Annotated in this window: 13 protein-coding genes; 10 read left to right on the top strand and 3 right to left on the bottom strand. The window is 70.1% G+C overall.

Going from position 1 to position 16,639, the window contains the following annotated elements:
- Positions 1 to 7 precede the first annotated feature (7 nt).
- The 4 genes from G448_RS0112240 to G448_RS0112225 all read left to right on the top strand — a co-directional run bounded on the left by G448_RS0112240 (position 8) and on the right by G448_RS0112225 (position 5,354).
- Positions 8 to 1,609, top strand: a complete 1,602-nt coding sequence (locus tag G448_RS0112240; RefSeq protein ID WP_026408216.1) for a CCA tRNA nucleotidyltransferase — start codon at positions 8 to 10, stop codon at positions 1,607 to 1,609.
- Positions 1,610 to 1,839: 230 nt separating this feature from the next.
- Positions 1,840 to 2,871 carry a hypothetical protein gene (locus tag G448_RS16545; RefSeq protein ID WP_051269037.1) on the top strand — a complete coding sequence of 344 codons (1,032 nt, stop codon included), beginning with the start codon at positions 1,840 to 1,842 and terminating at the stop codon, positions 2,869 to 2,871.
- Positions 2,872 to 3,079: 208 nt separating this feature from the next.
- Positions 3,080 to 4,162: a 3-phosphoserine/phosphohydroxythreonine transaminase gene (gene serC / locus G448_RS0112230; protein ID WP_026408215.1), complete on the top strand. Its 1,083-nt coding sequence runs from the start codon at positions 3,080 to 3,082 to the stop codon at positions 4,160 to 4,162.
- 13 nt (positions 4,163 to 4,175) lie between these two features.
- A complete protein-coding gene (locus G448_RS0112225) occupies positions 4,176 to 5,354 on the top strand; it encodes a phosphoglycerate dehydrogenase (protein ID WP_026408214.1) in 1,179 nt (392 codons plus the stop codon).
- Between the two features lie 90 nt (positions 5,355 to 5,444).
- Here the strand turns inward: G448_RS0112225 and G448_RS0112220 are convergent, their stop codons facing one another.
- A complete protein-coding gene (locus G448_RS0112220; RefSeq protein WP_026408213.1) occupies positions 5,445 to 5,861 on the bottom strand; it encodes a VOC family protein in 417 nt (138 codons plus the stop codon).
- Between the two features lie 99 nt (positions 5,862 to 5,960).
- Here G448_RS0112220 and G448_RS0112215 point away from each other — a divergent pair, with 99 nt between their 5' ends.
- The gene (locus G448_RS0112215) at positions 5,961 to 6,947 is read left to right on the top strand and encodes a helix-turn-helix transcriptional regulator (protein WP_026408212.1); all 987 of its coding nucleotides are present in this window, start codon (positions 5,961 to 5,963) and stop codon (positions 6,945 to 6,947) included.
- 98 nt (positions 6,948 to 7,045) lie between these two features.
- On the opposite strand, the gene G448_RS0112210 is transcribed toward G448_RS0112215, so the two are convergent.
- Positions 7,046 to 8,224, bottom strand: a complete 1,179-nt coding sequence (locus tag G448_RS0112210; RefSeq protein ID WP_245572327.1) for an ROK family transcriptional regulator — start codon at positions 8,222 to 8,224, stop codon at positions 7,046 to 7,048.
- A 208-nt stretch (positions 8,225 to 8,432) separates the two neighbouring features.
- Here G448_RS0112210 and G448_RS0112205 point away from each other — a divergent pair, with 208 nt between their 5' ends.
- From G448_RS0112205 to G448_RS0112195, 3 genes are all read left to right on the top strand, one after another.
- Positions 8,433 to 9,575 (top strand): GNAT family N-acetyltransferase, encoded by a 1,143-nt coding sequence (locus G448_RS0112205; protein ID WP_245572326.1) that lies wholly within the window; start codon positions 8,433 to 8,435, stop codon positions 9,573 to 9,575.
- 110 nt (positions 9,576 to 9,685) lie between these two features.
- The gene (locus tag G448_RS0112200) at positions 9,686 to 11,815 is read left to right on the top strand and encodes a beta-galactosidase (protein WP_026408209.1); all 2,130 of its coding nucleotides are present in this window, start codon (positions 9,686 to 9,688) and stop codon (positions 11,813 to 11,815) included.
- Between the two features lie 73 nt (positions 11,816 to 11,888).
- Positions 11,889 to 13,295 (top strand): glycoside hydrolase family 30 protein, encoded by a 1,407-nt coding sequence (locus tag G448_RS0112195; protein ID WP_051269035.1) that lies wholly within the window; start codon positions 11,889 to 11,891, stop codon positions 13,293 to 13,295.
- 128 nt (positions 13,296 to 13,423) lie between these two features.
- On the opposite strand, the gene G448_RS0112190 is transcribed toward G448_RS0112195, so the two are convergent.
- Positions 13,424 to 14,071, bottom strand: coding sequence for a TetR/AcrR family transcriptional regulator (locus G448_RS0112190; protein ID WP_026408207.1), 648 nt, complete (start codon positions 14,069 to 14,071; stop codon positions 13,424 to 13,426).
- A 196-nt stretch (positions 14,072 to 14,267) separates the two neighbouring features.
- Between G448_RS0112190 and G448_RS0112185 the strand changes: the two genes are divergently transcribed.
- Both G448_RS0112185 and G448_RS0112180 read left to right on the top strand, forming a co-directional pair.
- A complete protein-coding gene (locus G448_RS0112185; RefSeq protein WP_026408206.1) occupies positions 14,268 to 15,578 on the top strand; it encodes an MFS transporter in 1,311 nt (436 codons plus the stop codon).
- A gap of 210 nt (positions 15,579 to 15,788) precedes the next feature.
- Positions 15,789 to 16,511, top strand: a complete 723-nt coding sequence (locus G448_RS0112180; RefSeq protein WP_026408205.1) for a FadR/GntR family transcriptional regulator — start codon at positions 15,789 to 15,791, stop codon at positions 16,509 to 16,511.
- Positions 16,512 to 16,639 lie beyond the last annotated feature (128 nt).

The raw sequence follows: 16,639 nt of genomic DNA, 5'->3' as shown, positions 1-16,639 counted from the left end.
TGGGCCGATGACTGACCCCGCCGCTCCGTCCGCCTCCCCCCCGTCCGCCCCCGGCTCATCCTCCTCCGTGTCCGCTGCGTCCGCTGCGTCCTCAGCGTCCGTCTTGCCGGGGGCGTCGAGCGGGACCGCCACTTCCGCTCCCGAGGTCCATGTGCTGCTCGACGAGGGCCCTGACGCCGGGGGCCTGACCCCCACGGCTCGTAGCGCCCTGAGCGCGCTGCCGCCATCGTTGGCGGCGCTCGGACGCCTCTTCGCCCGTGCGGGTCACGAGCTCGCCCTCGTGGGCGGTCCGGTGCGCGACGCCTTCCTCGGCGTCGTGCCCCACGACCTGGACTGCGCGACCTCCGCGCATCCCGAGCGGACCGAGGAGATCCTGTCCGCCTGGGGCGACACCTGCTGGGACGTCGGCAGGGATTTCGGCACGATCGGCGCGCGCAAGGGCAGGACGATCGTGGAGGCGACCACCTACCGCACCGAGGAGTACGAGGTCGGCTCCCGCAAGCCGGTGGTGGCCTACGGCGACACCCTTGAGGGGGATCTCACCCGACGCGACTTCACCATCAATGCCATGGCGCTGCGGCTGCCCGATCTTGAGCTCGTCGATCCCTGCGGCGGGTTGGCGGACCTGCGCGCCGGGGTGCTGCGCACGCCCGTGAGCGCCGAGCAGTCCTTCGATGACGACCCGCTGCGCATCATGCGCGCCGCCCGCTTCGCCGCCCAGCTGGGCTTCGACGTCGAGATGGACGTCATGACGGCCATGGAGGAGATGGCGCCGCGCTTGGAGATCGTCTCGGCCGAGCGCGTGCGCGCCGAGCTGGAGCGCCTCCTGATCTCGCCGTGGCCGCGTCGCGGGCTGGAGCTCATGGTCCACACCGGGGTCGCCGACGTCGTCCTGCCCGAGCTGTCGGCTCTGCAGGAGACGGTCGATGAGCACAAGCGGCACAAGGACGTCTACGAGCACACGCTGACGGTGCTGGACCAGGCGATGGCCCTGGAAACGGGCCCGGATGGTCCTGTGCCCGCGCCCGATCTCGTGCTGCGCCTGGCCGCGATCATGCACGACATCGGCAAGCCCGCGACGCGCCGCTTCCTGCCGGGCGGCACCGTGACCTTCCACGGCCACGACCACGTGGGCGCGCGCATGACCAGGAAGCGCCTGCGCGCCCTGCGCTTCGACAAGCAGACGGTCAAGGACGTCGCCCGACTGGTGGAGCTGCACCTGCGCTTCCACGGCTACGCCGACGCCGCCTGGTCGGACTCGGCGGTGCGGCGTTACGTGGCCGATGCCGGGCCGCTGCTGGAGCGTCTTCACCGGCTCACGCGCGCGGACGTCACCACTCGCAACAGGCGCAAGGCCCGCATGCTCGACGCCGCCTACGACGATCTGGAGGCGCGGATCGCGGCGCTGCGCGAGGCGGAGGAGCTGGCCTCCATCCGTCCGGATCTCGACGGGGCGCAGATCATGGCCGAGCTCGGGGTGGAGCCCGGGCCGGTCGTGGGGGAGGCCTACCGCTTCCTGCTGGACCTGCGCATGGAGCGGGGGCCGCTCGGTGAGGAGCCGGCGCGGCAGGCGCTGCGCTCCTGGTGGGCCGCGCGCGGGGAGAGGTGACGGCGGCGGGAGTCGGCCGAAAGGCAGTACGAGGGGCGGTGCCTCGACCCTTGAGCCGATGCTTCGCCTGCGCGAGGTGTACAGCATGGAGGTAACCGGCGAAGCACGCGAAGGGGACGTGCCGGCGACGTTATCGCCTCCGGCTCCACAGGCGGTGTTCACGACGCCCTTCTCCACAGAGTTCGCACCGGCCGCTGGCGGCGTCGTCGGCCAGCGGTGAGTCTGATGGCATGCAGCGCTACCCGACTCCGCCCGAGCCGCCCACGGTCGTCTTCGCCGCGGACCGGAGCGGGCAGGACCTCGGCGGACGCCATGACCTCGTCCGTGTTGGGCGCGGCGCTTACATGGTGAGGACGCTCCCGGGTACGCCCGCCTGGCGCGTCAAAGAGCTTGTGACCCTGGCCCGCTGCGAGGCGGTTCTGCGCGCCGTGCCCTCCGCACTCTCCCTGACCCACGAGGCCGTGGCCGTCGTCCAGGGGCTGGCGGCCCTCGAGGCCGAGCCGGATATTCGGGTGGCCGTCCCGTCGACCCGCTCGCGCATGAGTCTGCCTCTGCCCCGCCTGTCCTACGGGTCGTCGGACCGGCCTCGCCCCGGTCGTCGGGTGAGCCTTCGGCGCTCTCTCGTGGCGCCCGCTGAGAGCGAGATCCACGTGGTGAGCGGGCTGCTGGTGACGACGCCGTTGCGCACCGCGCTCGACTGCGCCTTCGACCTGCCGGTGCGCGAGTCCTTCCCCGTCATTGACGCCGCCCTGCGACTGGTGTGCCGTCCCGACCGCTTCACCCGGCGCTGCAACGGTGAGATGACGCTGGACACGGCCAGGGCGCGGTTGGTGCGGATGGTTGAGGAGCAGGGCGGGCGCAATGGCAAGCGCCGAGCCCGGGTGGCGGTGGCGCTCGCGGATCCCTTCGCCGAGTCCCCGGGTGAGAGCGTTCTGCGGTGGACGGTGGCGGTGGCCGGCCTTCCCGATCCGGTGACCCAGTTGCGGTGGGTCGATGCCGAGGGGCATGAGTACTACCTCGACCTGGGTTTCGAGACCTTCCTGGTCGATCTGGAATTCGATGGCTACGGCAAACTGGCGACGCCGGAGGATCTGCGGGCGGAGAAGCGCAGGGAGATGGCGCTGCGTCGAGCCGGTTGGGACGTGGGGCGCACTGAGTGGAAGGAGTTCTTCAGTCCCGAGCGCCTGGTGAGGCGAGTCACTGAACTATTCCCACCCGGGGCGCTGCGGACGGCGCGGCGCCGTCGGGATCTGTGGCTGTAGCCGGCCTCTTCACGTACTTCGCCACTTGGACCGATACTTCGATCCTCCGCGGTATACAGCACAGGGTGAAGTGGCGAAGTACGCGATGGTCGGGCCTCTCGATGCGCTCGCCGCGCAGAGGGCCGGGAGCCCCGGCCCGCCAGCTCCAGGGATGTCCGCCGAGCAGAACATGACGATCCCATTTCTCGGACGCGGGTTATCGTGGGGCATGCGCGTGTACAACTTCTCCGCCGGCCCCGCCCAGCTTCCCCTGCCCGTCCTGGAGCAGGCCGCCGCCGAACTCACGGACTGGCGGGGCTCCGGCATGAGCGTGCTCGAGGTCTCCCACCGTGGCGAGGACTTCATCGACTGCGCCGCCGAGGCCGAGGCCGCCCTCCGCTCCGTCGCCGGCATCCCGGAGAACTACCGCGTCCTCTTCCTCGCCGGCGGCGCCACCGGCCAGTTCTCCGCCGTCCCCGCCAATCTCACCGCGCCCGGCGACGCCGTCGCCTTCTTCAACACCGGCCAGTGGTCCGCCAAGGCCATCAAGGAGGCGACCCGCCAGGGCGTCGTCGTGAACACCCTCGTGGACGAGTCCGCCTCCTCCTACACCACCACTCCCGCACCCGGCTCCTTCGCCGTTCCCGCCGACGCCGCCTACCTCCACTACACGCCCAACGAGACCATCGGCGGCGTCGAGTTCCCCTACATCCCGGACGCCGGCGACGTCCCGCTCGTCGCGGACCTCTCCTCCGCCTACCTCTCGCGCCCCCTGGACGTGTCCCGCTTCGGCGTCATCTACGGCGGCGCCCAGAAGAACCTGGGACCGGCCGGCCTGGCCGTCGTCATCGTGCGCGAGGACCTCCTCGGCCATCCCCGCTCCGACGTCCCCGCCATCTGGGACTGGACCGTCATGACCGCCAAGGACTCCATGCTCAACACCCCGCCGACCTTCTCCATCTACCTCCTGGGTCTCATCCTTCACTGGATCGAGTCCACCGGCGGCCTGGCCGCCATGGGCGAGCGCAACCGGGCCAAGGCCGAGCGCCTGTACGAGGCGATCGACGCCTCCGACTTCTACACCAACCCCGTCGAGGTCGGCTCCCGCTCCCGGATGAACGTCCCCTTCACCCTGGCCGACCCCGCCCTCGACGCCGATTTCCTCGCCGGAGCCGAGGCCGCGGGCCTGACGAACCTCAAGGGGCACCGCAGCGTGGGGGGCATGCGCGCCTCCATCTACAACGCGATGGACATGGACGGCGTCGCCGCCCTCATCGACTACATGACCGAATTCGAGCGCACGAAGGCCTGAGAGGCGACCCGACATGACCCCCAAGCAGTTCCGTGTTCAGACCCTCAACGCCATCTCGGGCGCGGGGCTCTCCCGCTTCCCCGATGACCTCTACGATGTCGGCGGCTCCCTGAGCGACCCCGATGCGATCCTCCTGCGCTCGGCCAGACTCCACGACGTCCCGATCCCGGACTCCGTCCTGGCCATCGGCCGCGCCGGCGCCGGCACCAACAACATCCCGGTCGATGCCATGACGGAGCGGGGCGTGCCGGTCTTCAACACGCCCGGCGCCAACGCCAACGCCGTCAAGGAGCTCGTCCTGGCCGGCCTGTTCATCGCCTCGCGCAACCTCATCCCGGCCGCCCGCTTCGCCCACACCCTCGAGGGGGACGACGCCGCCATCGCCAAGGCCGTCGAGGCCGGCAAGAAGCGGTTCGTCGGCTTCGAGCTGCCGGGCCGCACCCTGGGAGTCATCGGTCTGGGCGCCATCGGCGTCCAGGTGTCCAACGCCGCCCTCGGCCTGGGCCTGAACGTCGTCGGCTTCGATCCGGGCATCAGCGTCGAGCACGCCTGGCACTTGAGCGCCGAGGTCGAGCGCGCCGAATCCATCGAGGAGGTCTTCAAGCGGGCGGATATCCTCACCGTCCACGTCCCGCTCATCGAGGCGACCCGCGGGCTGGTGAGCACTCAGCGCATCGCCCTCATGAAGGACACGGCGGTCATCCTCAACTTCGCGCGCGCCGAGATCATCGACACCGACGCCGTCGTCGCCGCCCTGGACGAGGAGACCCTGGGCGGCTATGTGTGCGACTTCCCCTCCACCCTGGTTCACAAGCATCCCAGGTGCATCTCGCTGCCCCACCTGGGAGCCTCCACCAAGGAGGCCGAGCGCAACTGCGCCATCATGGCCGTCGATGAGCTGCGCGGCTTCCTCGAGGACGGCCAGGTCCACAACTCGGTCAACTTCCCCGAGGCCGTCATGGTCCGTGAGGAGGGCACGCACCGCCTCGTCATCGTCAACCGCAATGTGCCCAACATGGTCGGCCAGGTCTCCACGATCGTCGCCCAGCACGGCAAGAACATCGCCAACCTGCTCAACAAGTCCCGCGGCGAGCTGGCGGTGACCCTGGTGGACGTCGACGGCGGGATCAGCCCCGAGGCTCTCGATGAGTTGCGCGCGATCGACGGCGTCCTGTCCGCTCGCGGCATCTGAGGCGAATCGTTCATGACCCGCCTCGTGCGGCCGGGGACGGGGGAACGGCCCGACGGCGGGGCGGGATTCTCGTGATCCCGCCCCGCCCCCTCATTCCGAGTCGCCGATGTTGACGACCCACGTGACGCCGAAGGGGTCGATGAGCACCCCGTTGAGGTCTCCCCATGGTGTCGTCTTCAGGGGCTCGATGATGGTGGCGCCAACGGTCAGACCGTTCCAGCAGGTGGTGAGGCGCTCCGCCTCCTCGCCGTTGAGGCACAGGGCCCAGGCGCTCCCCTGGGAGATCGGCTGCTCGTCGAATGGGAGGTCCTTGACCCGTAGCACGAACCCATCATCGGTGCGCAGCACGCCGTAGACGACGTCGTCCTCGTGGCCGGGGGCATTCGGTATCCCCCACGTCCGGAAGGTCTCGATGAGGACCTTCCCGCCCAGGGCCGTCCGGTAGTGCTCCAGGGCCTCGCGCGCCCGTCCCTCGAAGCTGATGTAAGCACTGAGATCCGCTTTCATGGTGAACCTTTCCTCGTGATTCCAATGATCGACCATTGGTCGTCCACTAGTCTCGGGGGTATGCATGACATCTACTGACGTGTATGCGGAAGGAGACTCATGAGAGCCGATCGGCTTCTGCGGATGACCTGGATCCTGAGCGGGCGGACGGCTCCGGTTCCCGCGGCTCGCCTCGCCGCTTTGCTGGAGGTCAGCCCCAGGACGGTCCTGCGCGACGTCGAGGCGTTGTCGGCCGCCGGCGTGCCGGTGTACGCGGAGAGGGGGAGTCGTGGTGGAATCGCCCTGATCGACGGGTACCGTCCGGATGTCCTCGGCCTGGACGAGGACGAGGCCCGGGCCCTCAGCGCAGTCGCGTCGTTGCCCGCCGCGGGAGCACTCGGCCTGGCGGATCTCGTGCGCTCGGCGATCGACAAGGTGCGCCGTGCCGCCGACCGCGGTGAGGATGGGCTTCTCGGGTCCCGGGTCGTCGTCGATCCGAACGGCTGGCTGGGCGGGGAACGCCGCTCCTGGCTGCGCGAGGCCCTGCGGGCGGCTCAGGGCCGGTGCCAGGTGCGGTTCCGGTACACGTCCGGAGGCTCGGGGGGCGTCTCAACGGTGTCAACGGCGGCTCTCGGCCTGCTGTGCGCCGCAGCGGACTGGTATCTCATAGGTGGAGACGCCCCGGACAGTATTCGCTTCTACCGGCTCGATCGCATGGATGAGCTTCACGTCGGCGAGAGGGATGAGAGCGCCCCTCGGATCGATGTCGCCGAGGAGTGGCGCCGTGCACGGGCTCGATTCCAGGAGCGCTTCACCCCCATGACCGCGGTTCTGGAGGTGCAGCAGTGCGCGCTCGGCAGGCTCCGCAGTCTTGTCTCCATCGACCGGATCGACTCGCCGGGTGCTCCGGAGGGCGGTGATGCGGCGGCGAGCGGGAGGAGCGGGTGCGGCGCGGAGATGGTCAGAGTGCGCGTGATCTTCGGGGACGTCTCTCACGCGACGGAGGTTCTGCCCGGTCTGGCCGCGCACGTGAGGGTCGTGGAACCGGTCGAGTTGAAGCAGGCGCTGCGTGCTCTTGCGGAGCGACTGCGGGCGGCGGCCGGGTGAGGCGCGGCGGCGGGGTCGAGGCGCATCGAGGTCCGGACCGGCTCGGAGCCTCGGACCGATCTCGGCGCGGAACTGAACCGATCTCGGCGAGAGGGGGGTCAGCTCGTCGAGGAGGTCGGGGCGATCGGGGCGGGGAGCAGGTAGTCCCCGAAGTACCGGTCGCGCACATCGAGGGTGGCGCGGCGCGCGGCTCCACGGACGACGGCGTCGTCCCCGATCGTCGATACCCTGATCGAGGGCATGTGGAGGACGAGGCGCTCCAGGGCGCGCGTGAAGTGCTCCAGCCACAGGTCGGAGCTCAGTGACAGGTCGCCTCCCAGGACGAGGACGGCGGGATCCGCGGCGAGCACGAGCGCCGCGGCCCCGGTGGCCAGATCCCGGGCGTAGGTCCGCATGCAGCTCAGGGCCTCGCCGTCCCCGTCGCGCGCGGCCCGCACGATCCAGTCGATGCGCTCGCGCTCGTCCGTCAGCTCCGGCATGCTCGGGTGCGCGGTCAGGTCTTGAATGGCGCGTTTCCACCGCAGGATCTTGAGACCTCCGATCTCCCCGGCCACGCCCGCCGATCCCTCGATGACCTCGCCCCGGTTCATGATCGCCGCGCCGATGCGGTGGTCGGCGAGGATGAGGATGTAGACGGCGTCGTCGATCCCGGCGATCCGGCCGTGCTGGGCCTCGGCCAGCAACGCGAGCTTGCAGCTGTTGCTGATTCGCACCGGGCACGCGAAGCTCGCCTTCAGTCGCGTCACCAGGTCGACCTCGTGCCATTCGGGCAGCGGCGGGAAGAAGGGCGTACGTCCGGACTCGTCGACGGCCCCGTTGACGGCGACGGTCAGGGCGTGCACGTCATCGGCCTCCAGCCCCGCCTGCGCGAGCGCCTCGGTGATGAGCCGGTCCAGAACCGCGAGTCTGGACGACGGGTCGAGATCGGGCTCCACGGGCCGGGAGCGCTGGGCCAGCGCCGTTCCTGATAGATCTGCGATCAGGACCTTCACGTGGCGCACGTCGATGTCCGCGCCCAGGACGACGGCGCTCCCGCCTCGGAAGCGGTACCTGCGCGCCGGGCGTCCGCCGGCCACGCCCGTGACCGCGTTGAGCCTGGTGATCCAACCCATCTCACGAAGATCGGCCAGAGCCGCGTTGACGCTGGTGCGGGACAGATCGCAGTGCTCGGCGATCTCGGTGGCGGTCACCTCCTCGCCGTCGATGAGCCAGTGGAGAATCTGCAGGGAGTTGATCTCCCGGATGCGCTCGGGACCCACCCCCATCCTGCTTGTCAAAGTGTCCTCCGTCCGTGGTTGCTGGCACCACGGTAACGGGTTTTCACATAGACGTGCATGAAGAGAATACCGCATGTCTGCATTATTCGTCAATAGCATTGACAAACTTTCGTCGGAGTGCGACTTTATATGCGGTGGGTCGCAGAGGGCGTGCTCATGGTTCCGGCACCGTGGCCGGCGGTGTCGAACGGGGGGAGCGGCGGTGGTCATGACGTCTTCGGCGGCAGTATCGGCGGGTCGGTTCGCATTCCGGATCGTGGATGAGGAGGATCGAAGGGAGTACGTCGCCGTTCAGCGCAGGGCTCCGGGGCATTCGCGGTACGGCGTGATCGCGTCGACGTCCTCGGAGCCCCCGGGGTCCTCGGAGGGCGCACCGCGCGTCATGGGCGCCTTCGATCGTGCTGATCGCCTGGTCGCCATGGCGGGGGTGCTGCCGATGGTCGTGCGGATCGGCGATCGCGACGTGCCCGGGTACGGCGTCCTCGATGTCGCCGTCGATCTGCTCCGCCGGAGCCCGGGGGCCGCCCGTGCGCTCGTCGTCCGCCTCCTCGCCGACGAGCGCGCGAACGGCTCCGCCGTGTCCCTGGTTCATCCCTCCGCGCCCGTCCTCCACCGCTACCTGGGGTACGAGGCCATAACCCCCCTGGAGCTGCGCATTCTGGACCGCGCCGTCGTCGAGGGCGCCACCGCGGATCCGACGGTGCGCGTTCGCGGAGTCCGCGCCGGGGAGGACGTCCTCGGGCCGCTGTCGCGGCATCTCGAGGGCGCCCTCAGCCCGGCTCCCCCTGCGGGAGTGGGCGTGCACGACGTCGTCCTGGAGCGTCATGGCGGGACCGTGGGCGCGTTGCGGTTCGAAAGGCTCCCCGGACACCTGATCGTCCACCTCCTGCGCGCCGCCGATGCCGGTGCGTGGGCGACGGCGCTGGCCGTGCTCGACGACGGGGCGGGAGGGGCGGACGAGACGCGCATCGAGGTGTGGGGCGGTGGGGACGACGACCTGATCCGCTGGTACCCCGGCCGACCGCGGACGCGGGAGTGCTCGATGCCGATGCTGCGGGTCGTCGATGTCGTGCGGGCGCTGGAGGGGCGGGGGTGGCCCGCCGACGTCACAGGACGATGGAGTCTGTCCGTCAAGGACCCCCTGCTGCCCGCCAACACCGGGACGTGGATCCTCGATCTGGCGGGCGGCCGCGCCCGCGTGAGTGCGAGCGCGTCCCGCGGCGTGCCGGTGAGCCTGCCGCGTCTCGCCCAGCTGGTAGCGGGCATCGCGCCCGTCTTCGGCGACGCCGTGCCGGCGGACCTGGTGCGTGCGAGCGTCCTGCGTCCGTGGGCGGGGCTCTTCGAGTTCTGACCGGGTTCCGGCGGCCTCCTCGCGCGTCCCTGTCTTCCCATCGGGCGCCGAACGAACTACTATCTAGTGAACATTAGGTAAGCGGCGACGGCGCCGCACAGGAGGCAACGATGACGCATCCCGACCGCCTCGTCTTCGGCGCGGCGTACTACGACGAGTACACGCCCGCCTCCGCGGGCCCGGACCGCCTCGAGCGGGACATGGAGATGATGGTGGAGGCCGGCTTCACCACCATTCGCATCGCCGAGTTCACCTGGGGCACCTGGAACCCCGCCCCCGGCGTCTTCGACTTCACCCACGTCGACCGCGCCATCGACGCCGCCGAGGCTCACGGCCTGGACGTCATCATCGGCACCCCTACTGCTGCCGTCCCCACCTGGCTGGCGGCCCGGCACCCCGAGGTCCTGGGCGTCACCGCCGCCGGGGCCAGCACGTACGGCGCCCGCCAGAACATGGACATCACGGCACTCGCCTACCGCCACTACGCTGAGGAGGCCATCCGCGCCCTGGCCGCCCGCACGGCGCCGCGGACCGGCGTCATCGGCTTCCAGCTCGACAACGAGACCAAGTACTACGACGCCGCCAACACCGGCGTCCAGCGCGCCTTCGTCGATTCTCTCAAGGAGCGCTTCGACGGCGACCTCGACGCCCTCAACGCCGCCTACGGCCTGAACTACTGGGCCAACCGGGTGAACGCCTGGGAGGACTTCCCCGACGTGACCGGCACGATCAACGGCTCGCTGGCCGCCGCCTTCGACGCCTTCCGCCGCGGTCTCGTCACCGAGTTCCTCGCCTGGCAGCGGACCATCGTCGATGACTACCGGCGCGAGGACCAGTTCGTCACCCAGAACTTCGACTACGAGTGGCGCGGCCACTCCTTCGGCGTCCAGCCCGCCGTCGATCACTTCAAGGCCGCGCGGGCCGTCACCCTCGCCGGCGTCGACATCTACCACCCCGGCGAGGATCGCCTCACCGGCAAGGAGATCGGCTTCGGCGGGGACATCTCCCGCTCGCTCAAGGACGGCGCCCCCTACCTCGTCATCGAGACCCAGGCGCAGGGGCAGATGGGCTGGCTGCCCTACCCGGGCCAGCTCCGCCTCCAGGCGTACTCCCACCTCGCCTCAGGGGCCTGCGGCGTCATGTACTGGCACTGGGGGTCCATCCACAACTCCTTCGAGACCTACTGGAAGGGCCTGCTCTCCCAGGACTACTCCCCCAACCCCACGTACCTCGAGGCCGCCCGCATCGGCCGCGAGCTCGCCGTGCACGCTCCGGCCCTGAGCGGCCTGACCAAGCGCAACAGGGTGGCGATCATGATCTCCAACGAGGCGCTCACCGCACTGGAGTGGTTCAGCCTCGAAGCCGGCTTCCCCCGTCAGTACGCCGGCGGGGGCGCCAACTACAACGACGTCTTCCGCTGGGTCTACGACGCCTTGTTCGAGCTCAATGTCGAGGTCGATATCGTCCCCGCCGACGCCCCGGCCGAGCGTCTGGCCCGCTACGAGGTGCTGGTGGTCCCCGCTCTCTACGTCACCCCCGAGGCCACCGCGCGGGCCCTGCGCGACTACGTGCGCGGCGGCGGCCGGCTGATCACCACCTTCCGCACCGGCGTCGCCGACGAGAACCTTCAGGTCTTCACCGATCGGCAGCCGCACGGCCTGTCCGGCCTCCTGGGTCTGGGCACCGACCAGTTCACCCGTCCCGAGGGCGTGCGCCTGGCTCCGGTCGGCGCGCTGAAGCGGGTTCTTCAGCGGGCCGACCCGGGTGGGCCCGCCGACGTCGATCTCGAGGCGTCCACCTTCATGGAGCTGCTCACCCCCTACGAGCGGTCCGAGGACGGAGAGGGCCTCGAGGTCCTGGCGACCTACGAGCACCACGCCTGGTCCGGACCGGCGATCGCCCGCCGCCATGTCGGCGACGGCTCCATCACGCACATCGCCACCATGACCGGCTCGGCGCTCCTCAAAGCCGTCATCCTGGCCGTCCTCGACGAGCGCCGGCTCCTGGACTGGCCGCAGACGCTCGCAGGGACGGTCACCGTGCGCCGCGGCGTCAACGGCCGGGGCCGGCCGTTGACCTACTACCTCAACTACTCCCGCGACGAGGTCTCCTTCGTCCCGTGCGTGAGCGGCACCGACGTCCTGGGCTCCGCCGGTGCGCCCGGAGCCGCTATCGACTCCGGCGCCCCGGTGACGATTCCCGCCTGGGGCGTCCTCGTCGTCGAGGGCGACGGGGCCTGAGCCGGTCGAGCCGTCGTCGATTCATCTCATCCCAGTGGCAGCAACGAAACCGGAACGAACCCGAGGAGTGCGCATGACCGTCGATCCCACGACCGAGCCCGCGGCCGACCTTGTCTGGGTCGTCACCACCGAGACCGACCCCTGGTGCACGCCCGAGGCCGCCGTCGAGGTCACCGACATGGATGTCTTCCCCGAGGTCCTCGTCAGGACCGACCAGCCGCGCCAGGAGATCGAGGGCTTCGGCGTGTGCTTCAACGAGCTCGGCTGGACCTCGCTGTCCCGTCTGAGCGAGGCCGAGCGCGCCGATGTCATGCGCGAGATCTTCAGCCCCGAGGGCGGCAACGCCTCGGTGTGCCGCATGCCCGTGGGCGCCAACGACTTCTCCATCGACTGGTACTCCTACGACGAGACCGACGGCGACCACGGGCTGGCCGACTTCTCCGTCGAGCATGATGAGGCCACGCTCATTCCCTTCATCAGGGCCGCCCAGGAGGTGCGTCCCGACCTGAGGCTGTGGGCCTCGCCGTGGTGCCCACCGACCTGGATGAAGACGAACCGGCACTACGCCTGCGGGGTGCCGAATCCGGCCGCCGTGCAGACCCGCTACGACAACGGGCTCACCCCTGATCGCGCTATTCCCGAGGGCACCGACGGCTTCGTCCTGACCGAGGAGAACCTGGACACCTACGCCCGCTACTTCGGCGGATTCATCGACGCCTACCGGGAGCGCGGCATCGACGTCTTCATGGTCATGCCGCAGAACGAGTTCAACTCCGACCAGGTCTTCCCCTCGTGCACCTGGACCCCGACGGGGCTCGTGAAGCTCCTGCGTCGCCTCGTGCCCGAGATGGAGCGCCGCGGCGTCGAGGTCTTCCTCGGCACCATGGAGCGGGCCGATGAGCGGCTGGTCGAGGACGTGCTGGCCGATCCCGAGATCGGCGGGAGGCTCGGCGGCGTCGCCTTCCAGTGGGCGGGCAAGGGAGCGGTGCCCTTCGTTCATCACGACCACCCCGAGCTGACGATCTACCAGTCCGAGCAGGAGTGCGGGGACGGGAGGAACGACTGGCGGTACGCCCGCTACGCCTGGGGGATGATGCGCCACTACTTCACCAACGGCGCGTCCGTCTACGACTACTGGAACCTCTGCCTGGACGAGGGCGGCGTCTCGCGGTGGGGGTGGAGCCAGAACTCCTTCGTCACGGTGAACCCCGGGACCGCGGAGTACCGCTTCAACCACGAGTACTACGTGTGGAAGCATCTGGCCCACTTCGTGCGGCCCGGTGCGCGTTTCGCCCCGACCCTGTCCTACACGGGCCACGAGAACGTCCTCGCCTTCGTCAACCCCGACGGCTCGGTGGTGCTCGCCGCCCAGAATGACATGAGCACCGATATGCCGATCTCCTTCGGGGTCGACGGGCGGCTCGTGAGGCTGACCCTGCCGGCCGACTCGATCTCGACGGTGCTCCTGCCCGCGGCCTGACGGAGCCGGCCCGCCGTGAGTCCCTCGGACCGCGTGGAACCCGCGGGCGTCGGCCGGTCGGCCGATTCCCTGGTGCGTTGCGAGGGCCCGTGCGGGTCGTACCGGGGCGGCGCGACCGCCCGGCGGTATCAGCGGTAGTCGTCCCACAGCGGGGAGGGGAAGAGCACCGGCTCCCAGCGGGCCCACTCCTCGACGAGGCTGATGGCGGGGCGGCGGAAGTAGCGGATCTGCGCGCCGTCCATGGCCTCGAGGACCATCTCGACGAGGGGTCGCATGGACTCCCAGCCGCCCGCCTCGTCTATCGCGGGAGGCAGGCGCCAGGAGAAGCCGGAGTAGTACTCCCAGACCTGGTCGGGGCGGTCGATGAAGTAGTCGTGGGCGGGGTGCTCGGGATCAGTCGCCTCCACCCCGAGAGTCATGTAGAGCTCCATGAGCTGGGGGCGGGCCTCGTTGAACGCGACCAGGTAGCGGAAGTAGGCGGGAAGGGAGATTCCCCCGGGGTGGGTGGCCGCCGGGTCCCCCGAGTCGAGGAAGTCCTGCGGAGTCCCCTGCCTGTCGTACCGGGAGTCGAGGAGGAACTTGAGCAGACCGTTCTTCGTGCCGATGTAGTGCAGCAGCCCGGCCTGGGTGATGCCGACGCCATCGGCGACCTCCTGAAGCGACAGGCCGTTGAAACCGTGCCGGGCGACGAGCTCGGTGGCGACGGTGACGATCTGCTCGCGACGCTCCTCCGCGGAGAGCCTGAGGCGGTGCCTGGAGGCCGAGTTGGTGATCATGGTCCTGATCCTAGGGACGCCGTCGCGCACCGCCCAGGGGGGTGCGCGACCGACGTGCGAATGGGCCCGCATCGGGCGCCGGGCCGGAGGGGCGGGGCTGCTTCAGTCCTGATTCGGCCCCCGTTCCGTCTCAACGGGGATCATGCCCGCTCGCGCGGGGGTCCCGCCGGGGCGGCGCGGGTGCGAGTCTTGCCCCATGCGCCTGACCGCCGACCTCAGAGACCTCGCCACCGTCCCGGCCTTCCGCACCCTGCTCGGCGTCCGTCTCGTCTCCCAGTCCGGCGACGGGATGGTGCAGGCCGGGCTGGCGACTCTCTTCTTCTTCCAGCCGCAGAACATGACGGATGCGGCCGGTGTCGCCGCCGCGCTGGTCGTCATGCTGCTGCCCTTCTCCGTCGTCGGCCCCTTCGCGGGCCCCTTCATCGACAGGTGGAGGCGGCGCCGGACCCTTCTGATCGGCAACCTCGTGCGGGCCGGTCTCATCGCGGCCACCGCGGTGCACCTGAGCATCGCGGGGATCGGGCCGGTCGTCTACGTCCTCGTCCTGGTGGCCCTGGGCATCAACCGCTTCCTGCTGTCCGTGCTGTCGGCCGGGCTGCCGCAGGTCATCGACCATGAGCGCCTGCTGGTCGCCAACTCCATCGTGCCGACCCTGGGCGGCGCGGCCACCGCGGTGGGCGGCGTCCTCGGTCTGCTCCTGCGCCTGCTGCTCCCCGCGGGCACCGCTCAGGACACCGGCAGCCTCGTGGTCGCCGTCGGGCTGTACGTGCTGGCGGCCGGGGTCGTCTCGCGCCTGGGCGTCGATGAGCTGGGGCCGGAGCGGACGGGGCGGCGCACGGGCCTGGCGTCGGCGGTCGCCGCCACCGCGGGCGATCTGACCGACGCCGTGCGCTACCTCGTGCGACGCGGGACGCCCGGACTGGCCCTGACCGCCATGGCCCTGCACCGCTTCGTGTACGGCATGGAGCTGATCGCGCTGATCCTCATGGCGAGGAACCTCCTGGCGGTGCCCGAGGACGCCGACGCCGGGCTGGCGGTCTTCGGCACGCTCATGGGCGCGATGCTGGCCGGGCACGGTCTCGCCGTCGTGCTCACCCCGCTGGCCCACGAGCGGGTGTCGCCGTCGTCCTGGGTCGTCATGTGCCTGATCGGCGGGACCGCGGGGCAGCTCGTCCTCGTGACGACGCACGCGCTCACCGCGGTGGCGTCGGGGCTCCTCGTCTTCGGGGTCGGCGTGCAGGGCGCCAAGATCGCGGTCGACACGATCGTGCAGGCCGATACGGCCGATGCCTACCGCGGGCGCGCCTTCTCCATCTACGACGTCCTGTTCAACACCGCCGAGTGCGTGGCGGCCGGCGTGGCCGTGCTCGTCCTGCCCCCCATCGGATGGTCGAGGGGTGTGCAGGCGGTGCTGGTGGTGCTCGTGTGGACGGTCGCGCTGGTCTACCGCGGCCGTGTCCGGGCGCTGGGGGATCGCCCCCGGCTCGTGGACGATCTCGTGGCGTGAGGGCCGCGGCACGGCGCTCCGACGGGCGGGGCGCCGTCGGCCCGTTGTGCGCGACGGCGGTCGTGATGAGATGCTGTCGCTCGAAGAGACACCGTTCCAACGCGGACCGAATGTCGTCGTCGACTGCATTCCCCCTCGCCGGAGCGCGTGTATTCCGCACGCGCACCGATGTACCCCGTACACTGCCGTGCCGAGTCCCAGGGAGGTCGGATGGCCGTCGACATGGTCGCCGGAGCAGTGAAGAAGATTCTCGACGCCGTTGTCGACGGCACGTTCGTCGAGGAGGATCCCCTGCCCGCCGAGGCGGATCTGGCGCGCTTCCTCGACGTGTCACGGCCGACCATGCGGGAGGCGGTCCGCACGCTCTCGCTGGGCGGCGTGCTCAACGTCGTGCACGGGCGGGGAACCTTCCTGCTGCCGCGCTTCCGCTGGGGCGAGCTGCGCTACCTGATGTACGTCTCGGCGCACGAGGGCAACGCCGTCGAGGTCGAGGTCAAGGTGCTGGGCGTCGAGGAGATGATCGAGGTGGGGGCGGTCCGCCTGGCGGCGCGCAACCGCACCGAGGAGGATCTCGCCGAGATGCGGCGCTGCGTGGAGCAGTACGCGGTCGCGGACCACGCCGACGACGTGCAGGCTCTGGTCGGCATCGACTACGCCTTCCACGACGCGATCCTGGGAACCACCGGGAACCAGTTCGTCTCCTCGGCGGTGCACCCCTACCGGGACGCCCTGCTCGGGGCGAGGTTCCGCGCGACCGAGTCCGGCGAGGTGCGGAGCCGAGTGGACTCCCAGCACAGGGAGATCCTGGCGGCGGTGGAGGAGCAGGACGAGGACCTGGCGGTCTCCCTGATGCAGGAGCACATGACGCAGACGCGCGAGGACATTCTCGCCGCACGCGAGCGCCGCGCCGACGAGGTCTCGGAGAACCTGTAGGACCGGAGCGCCGGTGGAACAACCTGTTATCCTGACCTCAGAGGTCTAATCTGCAACGAAGGAGTGCGTCATGCTGCTTCCGGGCTCCGCCTCGATGAGTCCCCATCCGCCGACCCGCGCGCGGGAGG

Source organism: Actinomyces gerencseriae DSM 6844 (assembly GCF_000429265.1).
Lineage (GTDB): Bacteria > Actinomycetota > Actinomycetes > Actinomycetales > Actinomycetaceae > Actinomyces > Actinomyces gerencseriae.
This window is presented reverse-complemented; position numbering and strand designations above follow the sequence as displayed.